Consider the following 22,615-nt stretch of genomic DNA (forward strand, 5'->3'; position numbering starts at 1 on the left):
CAGCAGCAAACGTCAGAGATTATGCCGTTTCTGTGCCTCGCGGATTGCGATCCAGACCCGCTCGGCCGTGGCCGGCATGTCGATGTGATCGATCTTGTACTCGCGCCACAGGCCCTCGATGATCGCGTTGACCACCGCGGGGCAGGAGCCGATCGCACCCGCCTCGCCCGCACCCTTGACGCCGAGCGGATTGGTCGTGCACGGCACGTTGTGCGTCTCGAAATGGAATGACGGACCGTCGGAAGCCCGCGGCACCGCATAATCCATGAAGGTGCCGGTGACGAGTTGGCCATCGGTTGCACTATAGACCGCCTGCTCCATCAAGGCCTGACCGATGCCCTGCATTGCCCCGCCATGCACCTGGCCGGCCAGCAGCAGCGGATTGAGCGTCACGCCGAAATCGTCGACGATGACGTAGTTGTCGATCCTGATGATGCCGGTTGCGGGATCGATCTCGACTTCTGCGAGATGCGTGCCGTTCGGGTAGGTGCCGTCGGCCTGCGCAAACGTCGCGCTCGCATTCAGTTTCGAGGGATCGACGCCAGGGCGCTTCGCGAGGTCGGCAAAGCTGATCGATCGATCGGTGCCGGCGATACGCACGACGCCGTTGCTGATCTCGAGGTCGCCCGCGCTGGTCTCCAGCGCCTCTGCGGCGATCTCCTTTAGCTTGTGGCCGAGTTCGCGCGTGGCGCGCTCGACGCTGACGCCGCCGGTCGGAATCGACGCCGAGCCGCCGGTGCCGAGACCGTTGGCGATCTTGTCGGTATCGCCCTGCAGGACGTGGACGCGCTCCGGCGGCACGCCGAACTGCTCGGCGACCAGTTGCGCGTAAGCCGTCTGGTGACCCTGCCCGCTCGACTGCGTGCCGATCAGGATGTTGATGTCGCCGTTGGGATCGAGCGCGACATTGGCGGTCTCCTCGCCCATCGTACCGCAGATCTCGACATAGCAGGACATGCCGATGCCTCGCACCAGACCTTGCTTCTTCGCCGCCTTGGCGCGCTTCGGAAATTCCTTCCAGTTGGCGACTTCCATCGCGCGTTTCATATGCGCGGTGAAGTCGCCGGAATCGTAGACCTTTCCAGTCGCGGTCTTGTAGGGCATCGCCTTCGGCGGAATGAAATTCTTGCGCCGGATCGCATCCGGCGTCACCCCGAGCTTTCGCGCGGCCGCATCGACAAGGCGTTCGACCACATAGGCCGCTTCGGGACGCCCTGCGCCGCGATAGGCGTCTACCGGCACGGTGTTGGTGAACACGGTACGGACGCGGCAATGGAAGGCCTGGATATCATAAAGCCCCGGCAGCATGCCGGCGCCGCCATGAGGGATATAGGGCCCGAAGGTCGAGAGGTAGGCGCCCATGTCGCCCATTAGGTCGACGTCCATGCCCAAAAATTTGCCGTCCTCGGCCAGCGCCATCTTCGCGGTCGTGACGTTGTCGCGGCCCTGCGCGTCGCCCATGAAGTGATCGGAGCGATCGGCGGTCCACTTGATGGTCTTGCGCAGCTTGCGCGCCGCCACCGAAATCAGCGCATATTCGCGATAGGGAAACAATTTGGTGCCGAAGCCGCCGCCGACGTCGGGGCAGATCACCCGCATCTTCTCCATCGGAATCTTCAGCACCATGCCGCACAGGATTTCGCGCAGGCGATGGCTGCCCTGGCTGCCGATTGTCAGCGTCAGATGATCACGCTTGGCGTCGTATTCGGCGACCGCGGCGCGCGTCTCCATAAAGTTGGTGATGACGCGCGGGTTGACGATCGATATCTCGGCGATCGCATGCGCCTTGGCAAAGGCGGCCTCAGCCGCCTTCTTGTCGCCGATCGACACGTCGAACAGCACGTTGCCAGGCTTGTCGGGCCAGACCTGTGGCGCGTCCTTCTTCACGGCATTGACGACGCCGACCACCGACGGAAGCGGCGTCCATTTGACGTCGATCGCCTCGATCGCATCTCGCGCCTGGTCGATCGTGTCGGCGACCACGAAGGCGACGGCGTCGCCGACGTGGCGAACTTCGTCCTTGCAGAGGATCGGGTATGGCGGGCCGGTGAACGGATCGGTTTCCAGGTTGAACAGGCACGGCAGATCGCCGAGATCGGCGACTTCAGCCGCGGTCAGGATCAACGACACGCCCGGCATCCCGCGGGCCTTGGCGACGTTGAGGGTGAATTTCGCGTGCGCATGCGGCGAGCGCAGCATCAGCGCATGCAACGCCGGCTGCGGCGAGTGGTCGTCGGTGTAGCGGCCCTTGCCGCGAATGAGCGCATCGTCTTCCTTGCGAAGAACGCTTTGACCGACGCCAAACTTGATGGGAGTTGCCATCGTATCTCCAATTCCCGGTTTTCCAGCGGCGCCATATTGCAGCGGTTCCCTGCCCAGCGCAAACCGCTTTCGCCCGAATTGCCACAGCACCGGCGCAAGCGAATCGCCGCGCAGCGCGACCCTTTTCGCGCCTGCACAACAAAAAGCCCCGGACAATGCCGGGGCTTTGGTCTTTATGGAAGGAAGATAACGCCGCAATCAATACTTTGCGACCACCGGGCCGCCGAACGTGTAGTTCAGGCCGACACGCAGGACATGGTCGTGGAAGCGCGTATCCACGTCGGCGCGAATCGCACTGGCTGGTGCGAGCGAGAAGCTACCCGCGCGGAAGCTGTCGAAATCCATATAGAGGTATTCGAGCTTGGCGCTCCAGTTGTTGGTGATCTTGCCTTCGACACCAGCGCCAACCGTCCAGCCGAAGCGGATATCGTCGTTCGAGGCGACCGAGACGACCGCAACACCGGCCGGCGTCACGCCAGCCATCGTGCCCGTGGTCTTGAACGAGCCATAGGCGAGACCGCCGGTGCCGTAGAACAGAACCCGGGGAGTTGCGAGCACACCGACGCGGCCGCGCAGGGTGCCAAACCACTCAAGGTGCGTATCGACGGCAAGGCTGGTCCCCGTCACGCCCGGCGGCAGGAACGTCAAGCCGGGAAGGCACGGTCCGCCGATGCCCGTCGCGGCGCAGCGAAACACGCCTCTGCCCTTCTCGTCCGACCACTGCGCGTCGGCTTCAATACCGAACACCCAGTTGTTGCTCTGCCAGTTGTAACCGATCTGGCCGCCAGCGATGGCGCCGTCCATGTCGTAGCCGGCACTGGTAATGGAGCCGGCCGGCGGAGCAATCGGCAGTCCGGTGGCCGTGTTGAAGTAAGAAACGTCCGAGTGGCCGCGGCCCCAGCTATAGCCGGCGTTACCGCCGATATAGAAACCGGTCCAGTTCCAGACCTCGACCACAGGCGGCGGCGCCTTGGTGTAGCGCGGCGCCATGTCGGCTGCGGACGCGACCGAAGTCGCAGCCATTACAGCCAGTGCCGAAGCCGCAATTGCCTTGAAAGCTGAAGCGCGCATGAATGCCCCTCTCCGAAAAACCGTTAATTAAATCTGGGATCAACTTAACGCGGAGTCGCGCCCCAATCATTTACGGATCGGCCGCAAATGGCGTTTTGTGGACGCCTGTTGCAAAAATGCCCTAATGCAGCCATAACGCGCCTTATTCATTATTCCTTTTTATTTACAGCCGTTTAAGGACCAGACCTCCGGTCACGCAGCAGCGAGAATATCCAACCCCGGCCAAACAGCAGCATGATCACGACCCCGTACACGAACGCACCGGTCACGATCAGCAACGCCAATGCGGTCTCATCGCGGAACGTGTGCATCTGCGCGAAGTAGACGTTTGCGAATCGCGCGGTGGCCCACAGCGCGGCGCCGAGTACGATACCGGCCGCGGCGAACTTGGCGAGCGACGTCATCCAGGCGCGGTCGAGTTCGAGGTAGCCCGCCCGCATCGCGAAGGCGAGCACCAGCAAAAGATTGACCCAGGCCCCAATGGCGGTGGCGAGCGCCAGGCCGATTTGCGCCAGCGCGCCCATCAACGCGACCTTCAGCGCCACGTTGACAGCAACACCGGTCAGCGCTGCCTTGACCGGCGTCGCGGTATCCTGACGGGCATAGAAGGTTGCTACCGCACTGCGGATAGTCACGAACGGAATGAGTCCGATGGCGTAAGCGGCCAGCGTGGCGCCGGCAGCCACCGCATCCGCGTTCGAGAACGCGCCACGCGCAAACATCGCGCGCATGATCACATCAGGCACGGTCAGGAAGGCGGCGACGAAAGGCACCGAAAACAGCAGCGAGAATTCGAACGCCCGCCGCTGCGCGGCGGATACACCGGTGATATCGTTCGCCGCAAGGCGCCGCGACATTTCCGGCAGCAACACGGTGCCGATGGCAATCCCGATCACGCCGATCGGCAACTGGTTGAGACGGTCGGCGTAATACAGCGCCGAAAGCGCGCCCGCCGGCAGAAAGGTCGCGATGATCGTATCGGCGAACAACGCGATCTGCGTTCCCATCGAGCCGACGGTCGCAGGCCCCAGCGCCCGAAAGAACGCGCGCACGTCTTCATCGAATTTGATCGAAGCGAATTTCGGCAGGATACCGGTCTTTGCCGCATCACCTGCCAGCAGCAGGAATTCGAGGATGCCGGCGAGTAATACGCCCCATGCTGCGGCGTAGCCCGCGCCCGGAAAGAACGCCGCCAGCGCCAGCGTCGCCATCATCGACAGGTTGAGAAAGATCGGCGCGGCGGCGGCGCTAGCGAAACGGTGCATCACATTGAGCATGCCGCCATACAACGTCACCAGCGTGATCAGCAGCAAATACGGAAACGTGATCCGCGTCAGCGAAATCGCCAGTTCGCCACGCGCCGGATCATCCTTGAACCCCGGCGCGAGAATGGCGATCACCTCCGGCATGAACACCCAGGCCGCGACGAGCAGAACCACCTGGGCAGCAAACAGCAGCGTGAAGATGCGGTCGGCGAACAGTTTTGCCGACGTTTCGCTCTTGCCATGCAGATGCGCGTAAGCCGGCACGAAGGCGGCGTTGAAGGCACCTTCGGCGAAGATCGCGCGAAAATGATTGGGCAGCCGCAGCGCCACAAAAAACGCGTCTGCAACGGGACCCGCGCCGAGGATGGCGGCGAGCATGATATCGCGCGCGAATCCGGTCAGCCGCGAAAGCAGCGTGTAACCGCCGACGGTGAAGATGCGTCCGAGCATGCGCCGCTTCTAGCGCATATCGCGAGACGGGGAAATCAGGCAGCTAACGTTTAGGCATGATCCAGTCCGAAAACCGGAAGGCCACCTTGCGCTAACGCGGCCCTTCGGGTCGCCATTATGCCTGAAGCGCGCCGCGCACCGCCTCGATGATGCGATCCTGCGTCGGCTCATCGAGATAGGCGTGAATCGGCAGGCTGATGACATCGTCCGAGAGCTTTTCGCTCACCGGCAACCCGCCATCCGCAACCGGAAAATTCCGATAGGCCGTCTGCTGATGCATCGATTTCGCGTAATAGACCATCGTCGGCACGCCCTGCGCCTTCAGCGCTGCCGCAAAACCATCGCGGTCGATCCCCTTTGGCAGGCGGATGGTGTACTGCGCCCAAACCGAGGTGCATCCGGAAGCCAGCCGCGGCACCGTCACGAAATTGCCGAGACCGCGCGCATAGCGTTCCGCAACGCGGTTGCGGGCCGCGATCTCGTCCTCGAAAATCTTCAACTTCTCGATCAGCACCGCCGCCTGCATCGTATCGAGCCGGCCGGTCAGGCCAAGACGTACGTTGTCGTATTTGTCGGAGCCCTGGCCGTGCACGCGGATACTGCGCAGCGTCTCGGCAAGTTTGTCATCGTCGGTAAAGATGGCGCCGCCATCGCCGAAGCAGCCGAGCGGCTTGGTCGGGAAGAAGCTGGTCGCGGTCGCAAGTCCCAAGGAGCCGATATGGCGGCCCTTGTAGCTCGCGCCAAAACCCTGCGCGGCATCATCGAGCACGAACAAACCTTCTGCCGCTGCGACCTCGGCGATCGCATCGTGGTCGGCGCTTTGGCCGAACAGGTCGACGGGGATCACGGCGCGCGGCTTCAGGCCGCGCTGCTTGGCGGTTGCGATGCCGCGCTTGAGCGAGGCGGCATCCATATTGAAGGTTGCTTCGTCGACGTCGACGAACACCGGCGTTGCGCCGGTCAGCGCGACAGCTTCACCGGTCGCGCAGAACGTGAACGATGGACACAGGACAGCGTCCCCCGGGCCGACTTCCTTGGCCATCAGCACCATCAAAAGCGCATCCGTGCCGCTTGCGCAGCTCACGACATGCTTGGCGCCGCAAAAATCGGCCAAGGCCTTTTCCAGCACGGCGACTTCCGGACCATTGATGAAGAGGCAATGGCTCGTCACACGCGAGATCGCCTCATCGATCGATGTGCCAAGCCGACGGCGCTGCGAGGCGAGGTCATAGAAGGGAACGGGTTCTGGACGCATGTGCTGGTTCATGGAGCCTTGCAGAAATCTAACGTGAGAGGTTCTCAGCCGGCGATGCGGCGCGGTCCCTTGCGCGCAGCAGACGCCGCGGGCTTGGCGGGCTGCTCGAGGCAGCGGATCGCGATTTCGAGGCTGGCGACGCCCTCGTCGCCGGAAACTGCCGGCATATTGCCGGTGCGGACGGCGTCGAGGAATGCGATTAACTCGGCGCGCAGCGGTTCGTCATGGCCGACCGGCAGATGCCGCATCGAGTAGCTGCCGTCGGGCTTGAAGCCGAAGCACTCGGTCACCTGCCGTGTCAACAGATCGCCCATTACATATTTGCCGCGGGTTGCGACCGTGACGCTGCGCGCCTTGAACGGCGTCAGCCAGTTGGTGTTGATATGGGCAAGCACGCCGGAGGCGGTGCGGAATTGCAAGAGCGCGATGTCCTCGCGCTCGGCAACCGCGCTGGAAAGCTGCGGCTGCACCTCGACGATATCGGACTCGGTAAACCAGCGGATCAGGTCGATGTCGTGCACGGCGAGATCGATCACGACGCCGACATTGGACATCCGCGGCGGGAACGGCCCGACGCGGGTGATGCCGATCGAAAGAATGTCCTCGCCCGAGATCGCCTGCTTGATGGCGGCGACCGCCGGGTTGAAGCGCTCGACATGGCCGACCATCAGTGTCACGCCGGCGCTGCGTGCGGCGTTGACGATGTCCTGCCCCTCCTCGACCGTGGTCGCGACCGGCTTCTCGACCAGGATGTGGATGTTACGCGTGATGCAGGCCAACGCAATCTCGTGATGGAGATGAGTCGGCGCCGCGATCGTCACGGCATCGACGCCCTCGTCGAACATCTCGTCGAGCTCAGCGAAGGCGCGGCCGCCGGCGAGCGCGGTGGCGCGCGCACGGTGTTCGGGCAACGGATCGACGATGCCGACCAGCGTCACGCCGGGCAGACCGGCCAGCACGCGGGCATGGTTGCTGCCCATCACACCCGCGCCGACCACGCCGACGCGCAAGCCGCGTTTTGCGTCGGCCTTCGCGTCGAATGCGGACCCTTTGGAACTCATGATTTGTCGACCCCAAGCAGATTCTAGGCAGAATTGCGCCGGTAGTATCCCCGGCGGTTCTCTAGCACGCCATCACAGATGTGGCGAACCCGATCGACGGTTTTCGGACACGTTTTGATTCAAAGAATTACAACCGCGGGCCCGGTAAAATTACGGTCGGCTCAACTGCGCTGGTAGTCGTCCTCGATGCGGATGATGTCGTCCTCGCCGAAATAGCTGCCGGTCTGAACCTCGATCAGCTCGAGCTGAATCTTGCCCGGATTTTCCAACCGGTGCACCGCGCCGATCGGGATGTAGATCGATTCGTTCTCGTGCACGGTCTTGACCAGTTCGTTGACCGTTACCTGCGCCGTTCCGCGCACCACGATCCAGTGCTCGGCGCGGTGGTGATGCTTCTGCAGCGACAACCGCCCGCCCGGCTTGACGATGATGCGCTTGACCTGATGCCGGTCGCCATTGTCGACCGACTGATAGGATCCCCACGGACGATGCACCCTGATGTGGTCTTCCGTCACCTGCGGCGCCACCGTCTTCAGTTTCGCGACCAGCCGCTTCAGCCCGTTGGCGTTCTTCTGCCTGCTGACCAGCACCGCGTCCTGGGTCGCGACCACCACGAGGTCGTCGACGCCTTCGAGCGCGACCAGCGCGCGATCGGTCGATACGTTGCAATTGCGCGAATCCTCGAACACGGCTGCGCCGCGCGCCGCGTTGCCCTCGCCGTCCTTGCCGGACAATTCCCACACCGCATGCCAGGAGCCGACATCGGACCAGCCACACGCCACCGGCACGACCGCGGCACGCGAGGTCTTCTCCATCACCGCATAGTCAATCGAGATCGATTTCGCCGATCCGAACGCAGCCTCGTCGAGCTTAACGAAACCGAGATCGGCGCCTGCCTTGGCCACCGCAACGGTGACGGCCTGGACGCTGTCCGCATCAACCTTGCGATATTCATCCGACAGCACGGCGGCGCGGAACATGAAGTTGCCGCTGTTCCAGAGATAGCCCGACTTGACGTAATCAGCCGCGGTTGCCGGATCGGGCTTCTCGACAAACTTCGCGACCGCGCGAACCTTGCCGGAAATGCCGTCGCCGGGATTGATGTAGCCATATTCGGTGGCCGCGCGTTCGGGCTGCACGCCAAATGTCACGATGTGCCCGGCTTCTGCCGCAGCAAGCCCCTCGCGGCAGGCGGCGAGGAAAGCGGGCGTGTCGCGCACCACGTGGTCGGCGGCGAGCGCCAGCACGATGGCATCCTTATCGCGCGCTTGCGCAAAGGCGGCGCCGGCCGCAATCGCAGGACCGGAATCGCGCCGCATCGGTTCGAGCAGCACGTCGGCTTCCAGTCCGATCTCCGCCAGTTGCTCGAGCACCATAAAGCGATAGGCGTTGTTGGTGATGATGACGGGTCGTTCGAACAGACCAGCATCGGAAACGCGCAACAGCGTGTCCTGGAACGTCGAACGCGCGCCGAACAGGGACAGGAACTGCTTGGGATGAACCTCGCGCGAGGCCGGCCACAGCCGCGTTCCCGCGCCGCCGCACATGATCAGGGGAATAATTCGTCGGTTCATCGGCGCCTCAAATCCTGTAGTAGTCGCGATACCAGGCGACAAAATCGGCAAGCCCGTCCTCGATCGAGGTTTGCGGCTTGAAGCCGGTGTCGCGCATCAGCTCCGCAACATCGGCAAAGGTCTCGGTCACGTCTCCGGGCTGCATCGGCAGCATCTCCTTGACCGCCGCGCGGCCCAGCGCCTGTTCAAGAACTGCTACCACATGGGTCAGCTCTTCCGGATGATTGTTGCCGACATTGTAAACTTTTGCTGGTGCTCCGGCGGCCCCACCGGCGTCGCCGGGCGCCTGGTCGACCAGCCGCAACACGGCGCGCGTCGCATCGTCGATATGGGTAAAGTCGCGCCGCATCCTGCCATGGTTAAAGAGCCGGATCGGCGCGCCTTCCACGATTGCTTTGGTAAAGAGGAAAACCGCCATATCGGGCCGTCCCCACGGCCCATAGATGGTAAAGAACCGCAAGCCGGTCACTGGAAGACGATAGAGATGGCTGTAGGAATGCGCGATCAGCTCATTGGCCTTCTTGGTGGCGGCATACAGGCTGATCGGATGGTCGGTCTTGTCGTCCACGGAAAACGGTAGTTTCGTATTGGCGCCATACACCGACGAGGACGAAGCATAAACCAGATGGCCGCAGCCATGATGCCGACAACCTTCCAACACATTGACGAAGCCTGCGAGATTGGCATCGACATAGGCATGCGGATGATCGATCGAATAACGCACGCCGGCTTGCGCCGCCAGATGCACCACCCGCGCAAAGCGGTGTTTGGCGAACAGGCGTTCGATTGAACCGCGATCGGCGAGATCGATCTGCTCGAACGCAAAACCCTGCTTCGCGCGCAGGATGTCCAGCCGTGCCCGTTTCAGCGCCGGGTCGTAATAATCGTTGAGATTGTCGAGACCGATCACGGCGCGGCCTTCGGCCAGCAGCCGGCGCGCGACGTGGAAGCCGATGAAACCCGCCGCTCCGGTGACCAATATGGGTTGATCCGGCATCGTATCCTTGGAAGGCGCCGCTCAATGGCTGAGATTTCTGTCGCTAGGGCCTCTTTACCTGCGTTGCCGAGGCCACCGCAACATCTACCAGTCCCGCTATTGCCAGATCGACCTGAAAACCATACCAAGGCGCCGAATTGCACCGCTTTTTGCACCCTCTTCTCAAACCCGGCACGGGCGAGATGCGCCGAATCCTGCTTTCGACATTGAAGATACTGGTCTCGGCGGCACTCTTGTATTTCGCGTTGCGCAAGGTCGACCTCGCCGACCTCGCAGCCCGCATCGACGTTTCCAGCCTGGGCTGGATCGGCGCGGCGATCGCGGTGACGTTCCTGCAGATATTCATCGGCGTCCTGCGATGGCGCGAAATCGGGGCGGAATGCGGCGCGCCGCTGCCGACCCGGCAGGCGATGCGCTTCAACGTGATTGGAACCTTCTTCAATCAGACGCTGCCCTCCTCCATCGGCGGTGACGCGGTACGGCTGTGGCTGGTGGCCCGCAACGGCGCTGGCTGGAGGGCCGCGACCTATTCCATCTTCGTCGACCGCGCCATCGGCCTGATTGCGCTCGCGGTCCTCATCGTCGCGAGCCTGCCCTGGAGCTACCGCCTGATCACTGATCCCCATGGCAGGTCCGCGCTGTTGTTCGTCGATTTCGCAGCGCTTGCCGGCGGACTCGGATTTCTCCTGCTTGGTAGGCTGCAATGGCCATGGCTGAAGCATTGGTGGGGCACCCATCACATCCATGCCTGTTCGGTGATCGCCAATCGCGTGCTGTTCGGCCGCACCCATGGTCCGAAAGTCGTGGTGCTGTCGTTGCTGGTGCACGTGCTCGCCGTCGTCATCGCCTGGTGCGTGGTGCAGTCGATCGCGGCCCCCGTTATGTTCGGCCAGATCTTCCAGCTCGTTCCGCCCGTCATGCTGATCACCATGCTGCCGATCTCGATTGCCGGCTGGGGCGTCCGCGAGGCCACCATGGGGCTGGCGTTCGGCTATGCCGGCCTGATGGCCAACGAGGGCGTCAACATCTCCCTGCTCTATGGCGCGGTATCCTTCATCGTCGGCGCGATCGGCGGGCTGGTCTGGGTATTGAGCGCCGAGAAGGCCGCGCAGGGCACGGTGCCGATCGAGGTTCCGAAGTAATCTTCGAGTAGCGTTCGGCACGGACAGAAATGGCCAATTCACAAGTATTGCTGTCGTTTGCCGCCGCGGCGTTGGCTGTGCTGATGTCGGCCGTGCTGACCTGGGCGGTCCGGCCGCTACTCGTGCGAATAGCGTTGGCAAAGCCGAATGCGCGCTCTTCCCATCGGATTCCGACGCCGCAAGGTGGAGGCATCGCGGTGATCGCGGCCACGCTGATCGCGGCCGTCACGGTCATCGCGTTTGCCGGCGCGGCGGAGATGAAAATCCCCATGGCCGTGTTCGGCGCGACGCTGTTCATCGCGGCGGTCGGCTTTGCCGATGACGTCAATTCGCTTCCCGTGGTGCCGCGGCTATTGCTGCAGGGACTAGCCGTCGCGGCGGTGATCTTGGTCGCCCCCGAAAGCTTACGGATCGTTACCGCCTGCCCACTCTGGCTCGAGCGCGGCCTCCTGATCATCGCAGGCCTGTGGTTCGTGAACCTCGTCAACTTCATGGACGGGCTGGACCTGATGACGGTCGCCGAGATCGTGCCCATAACCGGCGCACTCGTTCTGCTCGGTTGGCTCGGCGGACTTCCGGCATCGACGACGGTCGCCGCCGCAGCGTTGTTCGGCGCGATGCTAGGCTTCGCGCCCTTCAACCGGCCGGTGGCAAAGATCTTTCTCGGGGACGTCGGCAGTCTGCCGATCGGCCTGTTGGCCGGCTGGTGCCTGCTGCAGCTCGCCTGGCATCAGCAAGTGGCAGCGGCGCTGCTGTTGCCGCTCTATTATCTGGCCGACGCCACCGTCACGCTGCTGCGGCGCGTCGCGCGGCGCGAGCCGTTCTGGGCGGCGCATCGCACTCACTTCTATCAGCGCGCCACCGACAACGGCTTTTCGGTTCGCCGCGTCGTGAGCGAAGTACTCGCGCTCAACCTCGTGCTGGCTGCACTGGCAATCGGCTCGGCCATGACCTCGTCGGCCGCAATCGCGAGCCTGCTTCTCGTTGCCGGAGGCATCGCGACGGCGCTGTTGATGTACCGGTTCTCGCGCGGTCAGCCGCCAGCCGGCTAATTCGGCTTGTTTTGCGAAAGCTCGCGGATGAGGCCGCAATAGTCGGCCATGGCGACTTCAAAATCAAAACGCCTGGAGACTTCAGCCGCGCGTTCGGCGCGCTGTGGGTCGTCGGCCCGGGCGGCGCGACTGACCGCTTTCGCCAGTTCGTCGGCGTTGCCGGGCTCGACCACCCAGCCGACATCGTGCTCGATGACCGTCAGTGCCGCCTCGGCATCCGCTTCGGAAACCAGGATCACCGGACGGCCGATCGCCAGCAGATTGTAGAACCGGCTGGGCACCGACACGCCGGCGACGTTCCTGCGGTAGGGAATGATCCAGACATCTGCCGCCGAAAGAAACGCCTCTAGCTGCTCGTCCTCGACGCGATCGACCAGGGTAACGTTCGGAAGCTCTGCCTCGGCTTGCATGGCCTTTAGCTGGTCAAAGCCGATCCCCCAGCCCGACAGCAGGAAATGAATATCCTTGTCGTCGCGCAGCAGGCGCGCCGCTTCGAACACGATAACGGGATCGTGGGTAAAGCCGAGATTGCCTGACAGTCCGACGACGAAGCGCGCGGAAAGCGAACGGCGGTACGGATTGTCCGGGTCGATCGCGCGAACGCCGCGTGCAAGCGTCGCCCAGTTCGGAATGAATCGGATCTTGTGGCTTGTCATTCCGCCATAGCGCAGCAGCAGCTTTTCCGTGTCGCGGCCGATGATGACGACAGCGTCGAGCGCGCGAAACATCGGCACGTTCAAGGCGCGCATTGCTTTCGCCACGATCGACTGCGGCTTCAACAGGCCAGCCATGACGAGGACGTCGGGATAGAGATCGTGCATGATCAGCACCGACCTCGCGCCTTTCAATTTGGCCGCGGCGGCAAAAGCGTAAGGCAGCATGAACGGCGCCGGCACGGTCAGCGTGACGTCGCCGCGCCGCAACCTCGCCAGCAACACGAAAAACATCCGGACCGTGAACAGCAATTCGGCCACGGCGCGCTTTCCCAGCGCGCCCTTGCCTGGCATCCAGTTCTTGACCTCGACGACCTCAGTCCTGCCCGCTTGCGCCGATATCGCGGAGCCCGCCGTCCCCGACAGAACCAGCACCTCGGCCTCCTGCATCACGCGATCGGAAATCGCGGCCATGATCGCCGCCGTCGTGCTCGGATCGGGCGGATAATGCTGGCTGACGATGACGACCTTTCCGGACTTCTGCATCATGGGTTCCGAAGGGCACGAATGGCCACGGGGACGGACCGGGCGAGGCCGCAAGATCAGGCGGCGTTCGATCCGAATTCGGGCACGGCATCCTTGAGCACCGCGCGGATGGCGGAGCGGTCATCCCGCGCGATCGCCTCCTCGAGCGCCGCGAGCCATTTGCGCAATATCTGCATCGGCGGCTCGTTCGGCTTCGCCGCCATGATGCCGGCGACCCCGATCTCCACCGTCGGCTCCTGGCTGGCGAACAGGATCTCGTTCAACCGCTCGCCCGGCCGCATGCCGGTGAACACCACCTCGATATCGACACCCGGTTCGAGTCCGGACAGGCGGATCATCCGCTCGGCCATCTCTACGATCTTGACCGGCTGTCCCATGTTGAGGACGTAGACCGAGACATCCGGCCGCGCCGGCGTCAGTGCGTGCGTGGCTGCGGTCAGCACGAGATCGCAGGCTTCGCGGATCGTCATGAAGTACCGGACCATGTCCGGATGCGTCACCGTGACAGGACCGCCGGCCTCGATCTGCGCCTTGAATTTCGGCACCACCGATCCGTTCGAGGCCAGTACGTTGCCGAACCGCACCGAGATCAGCCTCATATGCGGCTTGCCCTCCGATTGCGTCATCAGGTCGTGGTCGAGCGCCTGACAATACATTTCGGCGAAGCGCTTGGTCAGGCCCAGCATCGAGACCGGCTCGATCGCCTTGTCGGTCGAGATCATCACCATGGCTTCGGCGCCCGCCGCCTGCGCGGCGTCGGCGACATTGACCGATCCGAAGATGTTGGTCTTGACGCCCTCGCTCCAGTCGCGCTCGAGGATCGGCACGTGCTTCAGCGCCGCGGCATGGAACACGATATCGGGCCTGAACTCTCGCATAAGGCTTATGATCCGCTCACGATCGCGGATGTCGGCGATCCGGCCTTCGATGACGGCATTGGCTGCGCGCGCCGTCAGCGCTTCCGTAACCGCGTAAAGCGCCGGTTCCGAGTGCTCGATCACCAACAGCCGCGCAGCGCCAAAGGTCGCAACGCGGTCGCATATCTCCGAACCGATCGAGCCGCCGCCGCCGGTGACGATCACCGCCTTGCCCTTCACCAGCGCTTCAAGCCGCGCGTAGTCGATCTTCTCGCTTGGCCGCAGCAAGAGGTCTTCGACGGCGACATTGGTCAGCCTGGGCACGTCGCCGCCTTCGAGCGACGGCAGGCGGCTGACGAACAGCCCGAGCCGCTTGGCCCGCATCAGAACCGCCTCGGGGTGCGCCTCCGGTTCGAACGCCGACGGCGTCATGACGACCCGCGAAATCGGCTTTCCCCGTCCGGCATAATCGCGGACCACGTCCTCGACGTCGTCGATCCCGCCCAGCACCGGCACGTTGCGGATCGACTGCCCGCGGTCCGCGGCGGACGGCGACAGCACGCCGACCGGCCAAAGCTGCTTGACTGCGCCGCTCTCGATCGCGCGCAACAGCACCTCGGCGTCGGCGGCACGGCCGATCAACAGCGTCGCCGAGGCGCCTTCGGTCTGGGCATGTCGGCGAACGCGCGTGTAACGGAAATAGCGATAGCCGAAGCGGAGCGCGCTCAGCGCGAACACCTGAAGGAACCAGTAGAGCACGATGGTGATACGGCCGAACAGCACCGGCGCCTTGCCGTTCGATGCGGCGAAAATGAAGGCATAGTCCAGCACGACGAGCGCAACCGCCAGAACGGTCGCCACGCGCAGAATGTTCAGCGCATCGGGGAGCGAAATGAAACGCCATTTCGTCGTTGTCAGATTGAAGACGTAGCAGATAACGATGCTGAAAGCGACAAACAGCGGTAATATCTTCAGCAGCAGCGGCAGGCGGGCATAGAAGGCCTCGCCTCCCTCGAAGCGCAGGTAGAAGCTTGCCAGCAGCGCAAGCGCGGTCGCCAACGCATCATGCGCTGCGATCAGGTAGTTGCGACGGGTCAGTTGGGAAAGAGGCGTCATTCCATTGGCCGGCTACGGAAACGATCGGGATTCGCAGAGCGCCCCTCGCCCGCTGATAGCTCATCTCTGGCGTGCATGCCAGCGATCATGGCCGGACTGTTCCGGAAGATTCCGCCGCCTCTGATCTGGCGCGCAGCACCATGCCGCCGGCTACTCCGACACCCAGCACATACATCCAGCCTTCATGGAAGTCGAAGATGTGGGAGTTGAACAGCGAGGTGAAGATATTCTGCACCACGACCAAGAGCCCGATCCAATTCGCAAGCCCGTCGCCACGGAATAGAAGCAGGTGCGACAGCCACATCGCGTACAGTAAGACGACACCGACAATGCCCCACTGCACCGCGACGTTGAGCGTCTGGTTATGGGGATTTCCGATCACTTCGCTGCTGGCCTGGTACGAGTCGTGCGTGGCGACGCGCTCGAACAGGCCTCGCGTCGCGCCCGAGCCATGGCCGATCAGCGGTGCCTCGGCAAAGAAGCCGAGAGACTTCCGCCAGAACTCGAGCCGCAGCCCGATCGATGTGGGAATGTTCTGTTCCTTGTAGAGCTGGTAGTCCCGGACAAACGTCTCGGCGGTCCGGCGCAACGCCGGCGAGGTCTGCCAGGCAACGGCGGCAAACGCGGCCGCTACGCACAGGATGATGACGATGCTGCGCCACCTCAGATGCAGCAGCGCAAATACCGCGAACATGATCGGCACCGTCACCAACGCCGTGCGCGATACCACCAGGAACGCCATATTGACGAAGAAGCCGAAGGCGATGGCAGTGAGCAGCACGGCCAGCGCAATCCGCTTTTCCCGCAGCAGCATGATGATCGGATAGGCCAGCGCAACCGCGCACAGCGTGAATTCCTGGCTCTGGGCGATGTAGTTCTTGACAAAGATGCCGCGCGCCGCGAGCTCCGGCGTCCGCAACGAAAGTTCGGGACGCAAAAACACCAGCCAGGACATCAGCATCAACAGCGTACACGAAACGAGGAACGCCCCGAACACCCACGATCCGCGCGCAGAACGCTCGAAATGATAGAGCAGGACCGGAAGCACCAGGAGCTTCGCGGCTGGCCCCACAGCATAGAATCGCGCGCCCCAAGCGGCGTCCGACCACAAGGTTCCGACAAGCGCCAGAACGAACAGGACGATCGGCAGCGCGGAAATCGGGCGCTTCAGCGAGGCAAGAAAGCCCTTCAACTCGACCGTCGGCGCAACCGTGATGAGAAGCACAGCGCCGAAAATGCCGACCAGCGAGGTCGACCATGGCAGCGACAGCGCAAGGAGGACCGCGACGACGTCGCTCGCCTTCATCCATGCGGCCGGATCGCGCCAGATCGGCAGCGCCTTGGCGATCGGCGACGAAGCTGCGTTCGCGCTCACGCCTTGCCTCCGCGCGCACGGCCTACCAGCGACGTCGTGCTGTGGCCCGGCAGGATGTCGACGAGTACGACCTCGCCGCCGGTAGCTTCGACGATTTCGTGGCCGACGACCTGCTCGCGGGTGTAATCGCCGCCCTTGACCAGCACGCTCGGCCTTACCCTCGTGATCAGGTCGATCGGCGTGTCCTCGGCGAAGATCGCGACGAGATCGACCGCCTCCAGCGCCGCCAGCACTTCGGCGCGCGCTCGCTCATCTTGAACCGGACGCCCCTCGCCCTTCAATCGTTTCACCGAGGCATCGCTGTTGAGGCCGACGATCAGGCGGTCGCAGGCGCCGCGCGCGGCCGTCAGCACCTTGACGTGGCCGGGATGCAGAATGTCGAAGCAGCCATTGGTGAAGCCGATGCGCAGTCCCTGCCTGCGCCACTCCGCCAGATGCACGGCGAGATCGCCGCCTGCCGGCACGATCTTCTCTTCGGCCGCCAGCGACGCATGCGGCAGGATTTTCCGCCGCAGTTCCGCCGGCGTCACCGTAGCAGTCCCCTTCTTGCCGACCGCGACCGCCGCCGCGGCGTTCGCCATCCTGAGCGCCGTCTCCCAATCGGCCTGGGCCGCAAGCGTCAGCGCCAGCACCGCGGCAACCGTGTCGCCCGCGCCCGAGACATCGCGCACCTTGACCGGCAGCGCCGGCACATGGATCGCTTCGCCGCCGCGAACCACCAGCGTCATGCCGTGCTCGCTTTGCGTCACCAGCATGGCCTCGCAGTCGGCAAGGTACATCGCGTCCTGCGCGGCCTCGGCAATGTTCCGGTCTGTGTCGGCGCGGCTGCGGGTTGCTTCGGCAAACTCCTTGCGGTTGGGCGTCAGCAGCGTGGCGCCGCGATAGATCGCAAAATTGGCGCTCTTGGGATCGACAATAACGCGCTTGCCGAGCTTCTTGGCAGCGTCGATGATGTTGCGGATGACGCGCGCCGTCAGTACACCCTTGGCATAGTCGGACAGCAGAACGATATCGGCGCGCGGCACAAGCGGCAGAATTGCATCGATCAGCCGCTGCTCGACATCCGTCGAGGCCGGCACGGCCAGTTCCCAATCCGCACGCAGCATATGCGTGGAAAAATGCTCGGAGACGAAGCGCACCTTGCGCGTGGTCGGCCGGGACGCATCCGAAACCAGCACAGCCTCGATCAGGCTCTCCTTGGCCAGATCGGCTTTCAGCTTCGCGCCTGCCTCGTCCTCGCCGATAAGACCTGCAAAGATGCAGCGCGCACCGAGAGACGCAATGTTGCGGGCCACGTTGCCGGCGCCGCCGACATTGGTCTCGCTACGCTGGACGGCAATCACAGGCGCCGGTGCTTCCGGCGAAATGCGCGACACCTCGCCATAGACGAACTCGTCGAGCATGAGATCGCCGACGCAGAGCACGGTCTGATTTGGGATCGCCTGGCTCAGGGCTTCAAAATCGAACATCTGTAGGACCCATCAGCGAAAGCGATCGGGGCGATCGAGAAAAAACTTCACGTAGGTTTCGACCGCGTCTTCCAGCGCGGTGAAGCCGCCATTATACCCGGCGTTCAGCAGCCGATCGACTTCGCTCTGGGTGAAGTATTGATAGCTGCCGCGGATTGCTTCGGGCATGTCGATATACTGGATGTTCGGTGCGATGCCGAGCGCGGCATAGGCCGACAGCATCAGATCGCGAAAGCTGCGCGCCGTGCCGGTTCCGACATTGAAGATGCCGCTGACATCAGGCGTCGAGAGCAGCCACATCGTGACACGTACGACGTCGTCGACATAGATGAAGTCGCGGCGCTGGTCGCCGTCGGCAATCCCCTCCCGACGCGACCTGAACAATTGCACCGGCCGGCCGGCCTTGATGTCGTCGAAGCGCCGCGCCAGCACGCTCATCATCGTGCCCTTGTGATATTCGTTGGGGCCGAACACGTTGAAGAACTTCAATCCCGCCCATTGCGGCGGCAGCCGCTCGCCGCGCGCGGCGCGCTCGGCGACCGCCATGTCGAACAAATGCTTGCTCCAGCCATAGAGATTCATCGGCCGCAGCTTCTTCAGCGCATCCATCGACTGGTCGTCGCGAAAGCCGCAGCCGCCGTCGCCATAGGTCGCGGCCGAGGACGCGTAGATCAGCGGCGTGGCGTTGGCCGTGCACCAGTCGAGCAGCCGCATCGACAGCCGGAAATTGGTCTCGATCACCAGGTCGCCGTCGGTCGCAGTGGTCTCGGAAATGGCGCCGAGATGGATGATGGCCTCCAGCCGGCGGCCCTTCAGCCAGTCCATCAGTTCCGAAGGCGGTACGAAGTCGGCGAGCCGGCGCTTGGCCAGGTTGCGCCATTTGCCGTCGTGCCCGAGCACGTCGCACACGACAACGTCTCGCCCGGCGTCATTCAACGCGGCCACGACGTTCGACCCGATAAAACCGGCGCCCCCGGTCACCAGCAACATGCCATCCCCTGCCATGATTGTTCGGGCGAAAGCTTTGCCTCACTCCCGCGCGGCAGGCAACTTTGCTGCTCGGGCTGAAGCGGGACTGATTGACTGGCTTTACGTGTTGATGCGGAGCGGTTACCGACGGGACCGCAATCAGTTAGCACCGATACTATCAAGATATGAATTTAAATTCACCAAAGAGGGTCGAAATGGAGGATGCCGCCGACACCCGGCCCATTCTGATCGTTCCCTATATGTGGATTGGCGATTTCGTCCGCGGCCACACCGTGGTGCGGGTATTGAAGCAGCGCTGGCCGAATCGCCCGGTCGACCTCCTTGTCACCTCCCTCTGCGCGCCACTGGTCGATTACATGCCGGGCGTCCGGGCGGGCATCGTCTGGGACCTTCCCCGCAACCGGCTTGCGCTGGCCAAGCAGCGGAGGCTGGCTTCCGAACTGCGCGCCCGGGGTTATGGAACCGCTCTCGTCCTGCCCCGCACCTGGAAGGCGGCGATTGCGCCGACACTCGCCGGGATCCCGGAGCGCGTCGGCTTTTTCGGCGAGGCTCGGTTCGGGCTGATCAACCGCATGCGCTGGGGCGAAAAGGCGCTGCCCCGCTTCATCGACAAGAATGCCGCGCTGGCGCTGCCTGACGGCGCTCCACTGCCGCCGGAGTGGCCGGTGCCGCAACTCGTCGTTCCGTCGGAGGAAACCGCACGCTGGCGGCGGGCCAACGGGCTGGGATCGAGGTCTGCGGTGGCGCTGGCGCCCGGCTCGGTCGGCGCGTCGAAGCGATGGACCTATTATCCGCAAGTCGCGCGGCTGTTGATCGAGCGCGGGCTCGACGTCTGGGTGGTCGGCGGTCCCGGTGAGAAGGGGCTGGCGCAGGACATCGTCACCGCCGGCGGCGGCAAAGTCCGCGACCTCACCGGTACCGACCTGCGCAACGGCATTCTCGCGATGGCAGCCGCCGGTGTCGCCATATCGAACGATTCCGGCCTGATGCACATTGCGGCGGCAGTCGGCACGCCGACCATGGGCATTTTCGGTCCCACCAGCCCCTATCTCTGGGCGCCGTTGAACGGTCTTGCGGCAACCGTCGTTCAGACCAAGGCCGAGCTCGCCTGCCAGCCGTGCCAGCGCACCGTCTGCACCATGAACGACCATCGGTGCATGCGCGACATCGACGCCCCCTACGTGGCCGACCTCGCCCATCGCCTGCTGGTGACTCAGCCGAGCGTACGGTAAACTGCGGCAATCGCGTTCGCCTCGGCGTCGAGGCTGAATTTCTCCAGCACGCGCGCACGCGCCCGCTCGCCTATCGCGACAGCCGCCGCCGGATCGCGCATCAAAGGCTCAAGCGCCCCGACCAGCGCATCAACGTCGCCCGGCGGTGTCAGCACGCCGGTCACGCCATCCTCGATCACGAATTGCGCCGCGCCTGCCCGCGCCGCCACCAGCGTCACACCTGCCGCCATCGCCTCGATCAGCGTCAGGCCAAAGCCTTCATTACGCGAGGTGAAGGCATAGATCGTCAGCCGCTGATACCAGCGCTGCACTTCCTCGATTTCGAGCTCGCCCATGATGACGATGCGCGATTGCAGCCCGGCCTTCTCGATCTGCCGTTTCAAGCCGTCGGCAAATCCCTGCTGCTCCGGCACGACCGCGCCGACGATGACGGCGGTGAAATCGGGATAGCGCGGCAACAGCCGGCACATCGCTTCGACGAAAACATCCGTGCCCTTTTGCGCGCGCACCCGCCCGAAGCAGCCGATGGCGTAGCGTCCCGGCAGTTTCGCCTCGGCAAACGCCGCCGCGCGGTCGGCTGGCGGCGCGTAGCGCGTCGTGTCGACGCCGTGCATCACCACCGTTGCCTCGCGCTTGAGAAACGAGGCCGACAGTTCGGAGGTGGCGATCACGGCATCCATCTGCCGGATCAGCCAGCGCGTCAGCCAGGTGTGATGTCGCTGCGCCGCCGAGGTGAAGACCAGCTTCAGCGGCCAGCCCAGCGCCCGCAGCAAGACGCCGACAATCATCTCGTCATTGCGCCGCGCGTGCCAGATCAACGGCCAGCGGTGCCGCCATAATTTCAAAAGATCCGCAAACCCCATCCGCGCGATGCCGTCAGGCGCGTACGGTCCGAGCCATGCCGCCCGATACATCTGCGCGAGTTTCGGCGCTACCATCCGGTTGGTCGCCGTGACGCCCGAATAGCGCCTGTGCAGATTCGGCACGATCAGTTGCAGATCACTGGCCAAATTGTTCTCGATCGGCACGTCCGGCTCCGTTTCGGCCAGTTCCTATACGCAACATTAAGCATAGTGGCCAGTTCGCCGGCGCCGAAACCCCCTCTTCACCGCGAGCCCCCTAGCATCGCCTGCAAATAAAACGGGAGAGGTGACCCATGACCGTGCTCGTCACCGGTGGCGCCGGTTATATCGGAAGTCATACGGTTCATGCGCTGGTGGATGCCGGCGAAAACGTCGTCGTGATCGACAATTTGTCCACCGGATTTTCCTCACTTTTGCCCCGCTCCGTGCCGCTGTTTATCGGCGACGCCGGCGACGAAAACCTCGTCGAGGGCGTGATCGCCCAGCACCGCGTGGAGAGCATCATTCATTTCGCGGGCTCCGTCGTGGTGCCGGATTCGATGCGCGATCCGCTCGGCTATTACCGCAACAACACCATGACGACCCGGAGCCTCTTGAATTCAGCGGTGAAGGGCGGTGTCAGCCGCTTCATCTTTTCGTCGACGGCTGCCGTCTACGGCAATCCGGACCAGGTGCCGGTACCGGAACACGCGCCGACGCGGCCGATGTCGCCTTACGGCTCCTCCAAGCTGATGACCGAAATCATGCTGCATGACACAGCCAGTGCACATGACATGAAGTATGTCGTATTGCGCTACTTCAATGTCGCAGGCGCCGATCCGAACGGCCGCTGCGGCCTCTCGACCATCGGCGCGACGCATCTGCTCAAGATCGCGGTCGAAGCCGCCACCGGCCAGCGCGCCAAGGTCGACGTGTACGGAACCGACTACCCGACGCCGGATGGAAGCTGTATCCGCGACTTCATCCACGTCAGCGATCTCGCAGAAGCTCATCGCGCCGCGCTGTCATACCTGCGAGGCGGCGGAAGCTCGATCACGCTGAACTGCGGCTACGGCCGTGGCTACTCGGTGCTGGAAACCATCGAGGCCGTCCGCCGCGTCTCGATGCGCAATTTCGCGGTTCAGTATGCGCCGCGCCGACCCGGAGACATCATGACCATGGTTGCCGATACCAGCCGCATCCGTTCCGTATTGGATTGGACGCCGCAATACGACAATCTTGAAACCATCGCCGGCCACGCGTTGACCTGGGAAAAGAAGCTGTTCAGCGAGCGCGGCGGCCTTCCGCAGCGTGCGGAATCGGCCTGAAATCAAGCGCTTATTTGG

General features: G+C 63.6%; 17 protein-coding genes. 4 read left to right on the forward strand and 13 right to left on the reverse strand.

Features of this window, described 5'->3' with window-relative positions; translation table 11 throughout:
- Nucleotides 1–12: 12 nt before the first annotated feature.
- From LMTR13_RS28200 to LMTR13_RS28230, 7 genes are all read right to left on the reverse strand, one after another.
- Nucleotides 13–2,322 (reverse strand): xanthine dehydrogenase family protein molybdopterin-binding subunit, encoded by a 2,310-nt coding sequence (locus LMTR13_RS28200; RefSeq protein ID WP_065733032.1) that lies wholly within the window; start codon nt 2,320–2,322, stop codon nt 13–15.
- 198 nt (nt 2,323–2,520) lie between these two features.
- On the reverse strand, nt 2,521–3,393 hold the full coding sequence (locus LMTR13_RS28205) for an outer membrane protein (RefSeq protein WP_083219265.1): 873 nt from the start codon (nt 3,391–3,393) through the stop codon (nt 2,521–2,523).
- 173 nt (nt 3,394–3,566) lie between these two features.
- Nucleotides 3,567–5,108, reverse strand: coding sequence for a murein biosynthesis integral membrane protein MurJ (gene murJ / locus LMTR13_RS28210; RefSeq protein WP_065730621.1), 1,542 nt, complete (start codon nt 5,106–5,108; stop codon nt 3,567–3,569).
- A gap of 115 nt (nt 5,109–5,223) precedes the next feature.
- Entirely contained in the window at nt 5,224–6,375 is a 1,152-nt protein-coding gene (locus tag LMTR13_RS28215) for a DegT/DnrJ/EryC1/StrS family aminotransferase (RefSeq protein ID WP_065730622.1), read from the reverse strand.
- 32 nt (nt 6,376–6,407) lie between these two features.
- Nucleotides 6,408–7,424, reverse strand: coding sequence for a Gfo/Idh/MocA family protein (locus LMTR13_RS28220; protein ID WP_065730623.1), 1,017 nt, complete (start codon nt 7,422–7,424; stop codon nt 6,408–6,410).
- 161 nt (nt 7,425–7,585) lie between these two features.
- Complete coding sequence (locus LMTR13_RS28225) at nt 7,586–8,998, reverse strand: mannose-1-phosphate guanylyltransferase/mannose-6-phosphate isomerase (protein WP_065730624.1); 1,413 nt, start codon at nt 8,996–8,998, stop codon at nt 7,586–7,588.
- Between the two features lie 7 nt (nt 8,999–9,005).
- Complete coding sequence (locus LMTR13_RS28230; protein WP_065730625.1) at nt 9,006–9,995, reverse strand: SDR family NAD(P)-dependent oxidoreductase; 990 nt, start codon at nt 9,993–9,995, stop codon at nt 9,006–9,008.
- Nucleotides 9,996–10,177: 182 nt separating this feature from the next.
- Between LMTR13_RS28230 and LMTR13_RS28235 the strand changes: the two genes are divergently transcribed.
- On the forward strand, nt 10,178–11,137 hold the full coding sequence (locus tag LMTR13_RS28235) for a lysylphosphatidylglycerol synthase transmembrane domain-containing protein (protein ID WP_065730626.1): 960 nt from the start codon (nt 10,178–10,180) through the stop codon (nt 11,135–11,137).
- A 29-nt stretch (nt 11,138–11,166) separates the two neighbouring features.
- Nucleotides 11,167–12,189: an MraY family glycosyltransferase gene (locus LMTR13_RS28240; protein WP_065730627.1), complete on the forward strand. Its 1,023-nt coding sequence runs from the start codon at nt 11,167–11,169 to the stop codon at nt 12,187–12,189.
- On the opposite strand, the gene LMTR13_RS28245 is transcribed toward LMTR13_RS28240, so the two are convergent.
- The 5 genes from LMTR13_RS28245 to rfaD all read right to left on the reverse strand — a co-directional run bounded on the left by LMTR13_RS28245 (nt 12,186) and on the right by rfaD (nt 19,195).
- On the reverse strand, nt 12,186–13,388 hold the full coding sequence (locus tag LMTR13_RS28245; RefSeq protein WP_065733034.1) for a glycosyltransferase family 4 protein: 1,203 nt from the start codon (nt 13,386–13,388) through the stop codon (nt 12,186–12,188). The genes LMTR13_RS28240 and LMTR13_RS28245 overlap by 4 nt on opposite strands.
- Before the next feature lie 56 nt (nt 13,389–13,444).
- The gene (locus LMTR13_RS28250; RefSeq protein WP_065730628.1) at nt 13,445–15,361 is read right to left on the reverse strand and encodes an SDR family NAD(P)-dependent oxidoreductase; all 1,917 of its coding nucleotides are present in this window, start codon (nt 15,359–15,361) and stop codon (nt 13,445–13,447) included.
- 85 nt (nt 15,362–15,446) lie between these two features.
- Nucleotides 15,447–16,736 carry an O-antigen ligase family protein gene (locus LMTR13_RS28255; RefSeq protein ID WP_065730629.1) on the reverse strand — a complete coding sequence of 430 codons (1,290 nt, stop codon included), beginning with the start codon at nt 16,734–16,736 and terminating at the stop codon, nt 15,447–15,449.
- Nucleotides 16,733–18,205 (reverse strand): D-glycero-beta-D-manno-heptose-7-phosphate kinase, encoded by a 1,473-nt coding sequence (gene rfaE1, locus LMTR13_RS28260; protein ID WP_065730630.1) that lies wholly within the window; start codon nt 18,203–18,205, stop codon nt 16,733–16,735. The genes LMTR13_RS28255 and rfaE1 overlap by 4 nt, the downstream gene beginning before the upstream one ends.
- 12 nt (nt 18,206–18,217) lie before the next feature.
- Nucleotides 18,218–19,195 (reverse strand): ADP-glyceromanno-heptose 6-epimerase, encoded by a 978-nt coding sequence (gene rfaD, locus LMTR13_RS28265; protein WP_065730631.1) that lies wholly within the window; start codon nt 19,193–19,195, stop codon nt 18,218–18,220.
- Between the two features lie 164 nt (nt 19,196–19,359).
- On the opposite strand from rfaD, the gene waaF reads away from it, so the two are divergent.
- Nucleotides 19,360–20,427, forward strand: a complete 1,068-nt coding sequence (gene waaF / locus LMTR13_RS28270; protein WP_065730632.1) for a lipopolysaccharide heptosyltransferase II — start codon at nt 19,360–19,362, stop codon at nt 20,425–20,427.
- Here the strand turns inward: waaF and LMTR13_RS28275 are convergent.
- Nucleotides 20,409–21,455 (reverse strand): glycosyltransferase family 4 protein, encoded by a 1,047-nt coding sequence (locus LMTR13_RS28275; RefSeq protein ID WP_065730633.1) that lies wholly within the window; start codon nt 21,453–21,455, stop codon nt 20,409–20,411. The genes waaF and LMTR13_RS28275 overlap by 19 nt on opposite strands.
- Before the next feature lie 128 nt (nt 21,456–21,583).
- Between LMTR13_RS28275 and galE the strand changes: the two genes are divergently transcribed.
- On the forward strand, nt 21,584–22,597 hold the full coding sequence (gene galE, locus LMTR13_RS28280; RefSeq protein WP_065730634.1) for a UDP-glucose 4-epimerase GalE: 1,014 nt from the start codon (nt 21,584–21,586) through the stop codon (nt 22,595–22,597).
- Nucleotides 22,598–22,615: the final 18 nt, after the last annotated feature.

It is taken from the genome of Bradyrhizobium icense (assembly GCF_001693385.1).
In the GTDB taxonomy this organism is placed as follows: Bacteria; Pseudomonadota; Alphaproteobacteria; order Rhizobiales; family Xanthobacteraceae; genus Bradyrhizobium; species Bradyrhizobium icense.

Excerpts from the sequence above, each read along its gene's own strand:
- LMTR13_RS28220 (WP_065730623.1), bottom strand. The coding sequence starts at position 7,424 with ATGAGTTCCAAAGGGTCCGCATTCGACGCGAAGGCCGACGCAAAACGC.
- waaF (WP_065730632.1), top strand. The coding sequence starts at position 19,360 with ATGAATTTAAATTCACCAAAGAGGGTCGAAATGGAGGATGCCGCCGAC.
- rfaD (WP_065730631.1), bottom strand. The coding sequence starts at position 19,195 with ATGTTGCTGGTGACCGGGGGCGCCGGTTTTATCGGGTCGAACGTCGTG.
- galE (WP_065730634.1), top strand. The coding sequence starts at position 21,584 with ATGACCGTGCTCGTCACCGGTGGCGCCGGTTATATCGGAAGTCATACG.
- LMTR13_RS28240 (WP_065730627.1), top strand. The coding sequence starts at position 11,167 with ATGGCCAATTCACAAGTATTGCTGTCGTTTGCCGCCGCGGCGTTGGCT.
- murJ (WP_065730621.1), bottom strand. The coding sequence starts at position 5,108 with ATGCTCGGACGCATCTTCACCGTCGGCGGTTACACGCTGCTTTCGCGG.
- LMTR13_RS28230 (WP_065730625.1), bottom strand. The coding sequence starts at position 9,995 with ATGCCGGATCAACCCATATTGGTCACCGGAGCGGCGGGTTTCATCGGC.
- LMTR13_RS28205 (WP_083219265.1), bottom strand. The coding sequence starts at position 3,393 with ATGCGCGCTTCAGCTTTCAAGGCAATTGCGGCTTCGGCACTGGCTGTA.
- LMTR13_RS28235 (WP_065730626.1), top strand. The coding sequence starts at position 10,178 with ATGCGCCGAATCCTGCTTTCGACATTGAAGATACTGGTCTCGGCGGCA.
- rfaE1 (WP_065730630.1), bottom strand. The coding sequence starts at position 18,205 with ATGTTCGATTTTGAAGCCCTGAGCCAGGCGATCCCAAATCAGACCGTG.
- LMTR13_RS28250 (WP_065730628.1), bottom strand. The coding sequence starts at position 15,361 with ATGACGCCTCTTTCCCAACTGACCCGTCGCAACTACCTGATCGCAGCG.
- LMTR13_RS28215 (WP_065730622.1), bottom strand. The coding sequence starts at position 6,375 with ATGAACCAGCACATGCGTCCAGAACCCGTTCCCTTCTATGACCTCGCC.
- LMTR13_RS28200 (WP_065733032.1), bottom strand. The coding sequence starts at position 2,322 with ATGGCAACTCCCATCAAGTTTGGCGTCGGTCAAAGCGTTCTTCGCAAG.
- LMTR13_RS28245 (WP_065733034.1), bottom strand. The coding sequence starts at position 13,388 with ATGCAGAAGTCCGGAAAGGTCGTCATCGTCAGCCAGCATTATCCGCCC.
- LMTR13_RS28225 (WP_065730624.1), bottom strand. The coding sequence starts at position 8,998 with ATGAACCGACGAATTATTCCCCTGATCATGTGCGGCGGCGCGGGAACG.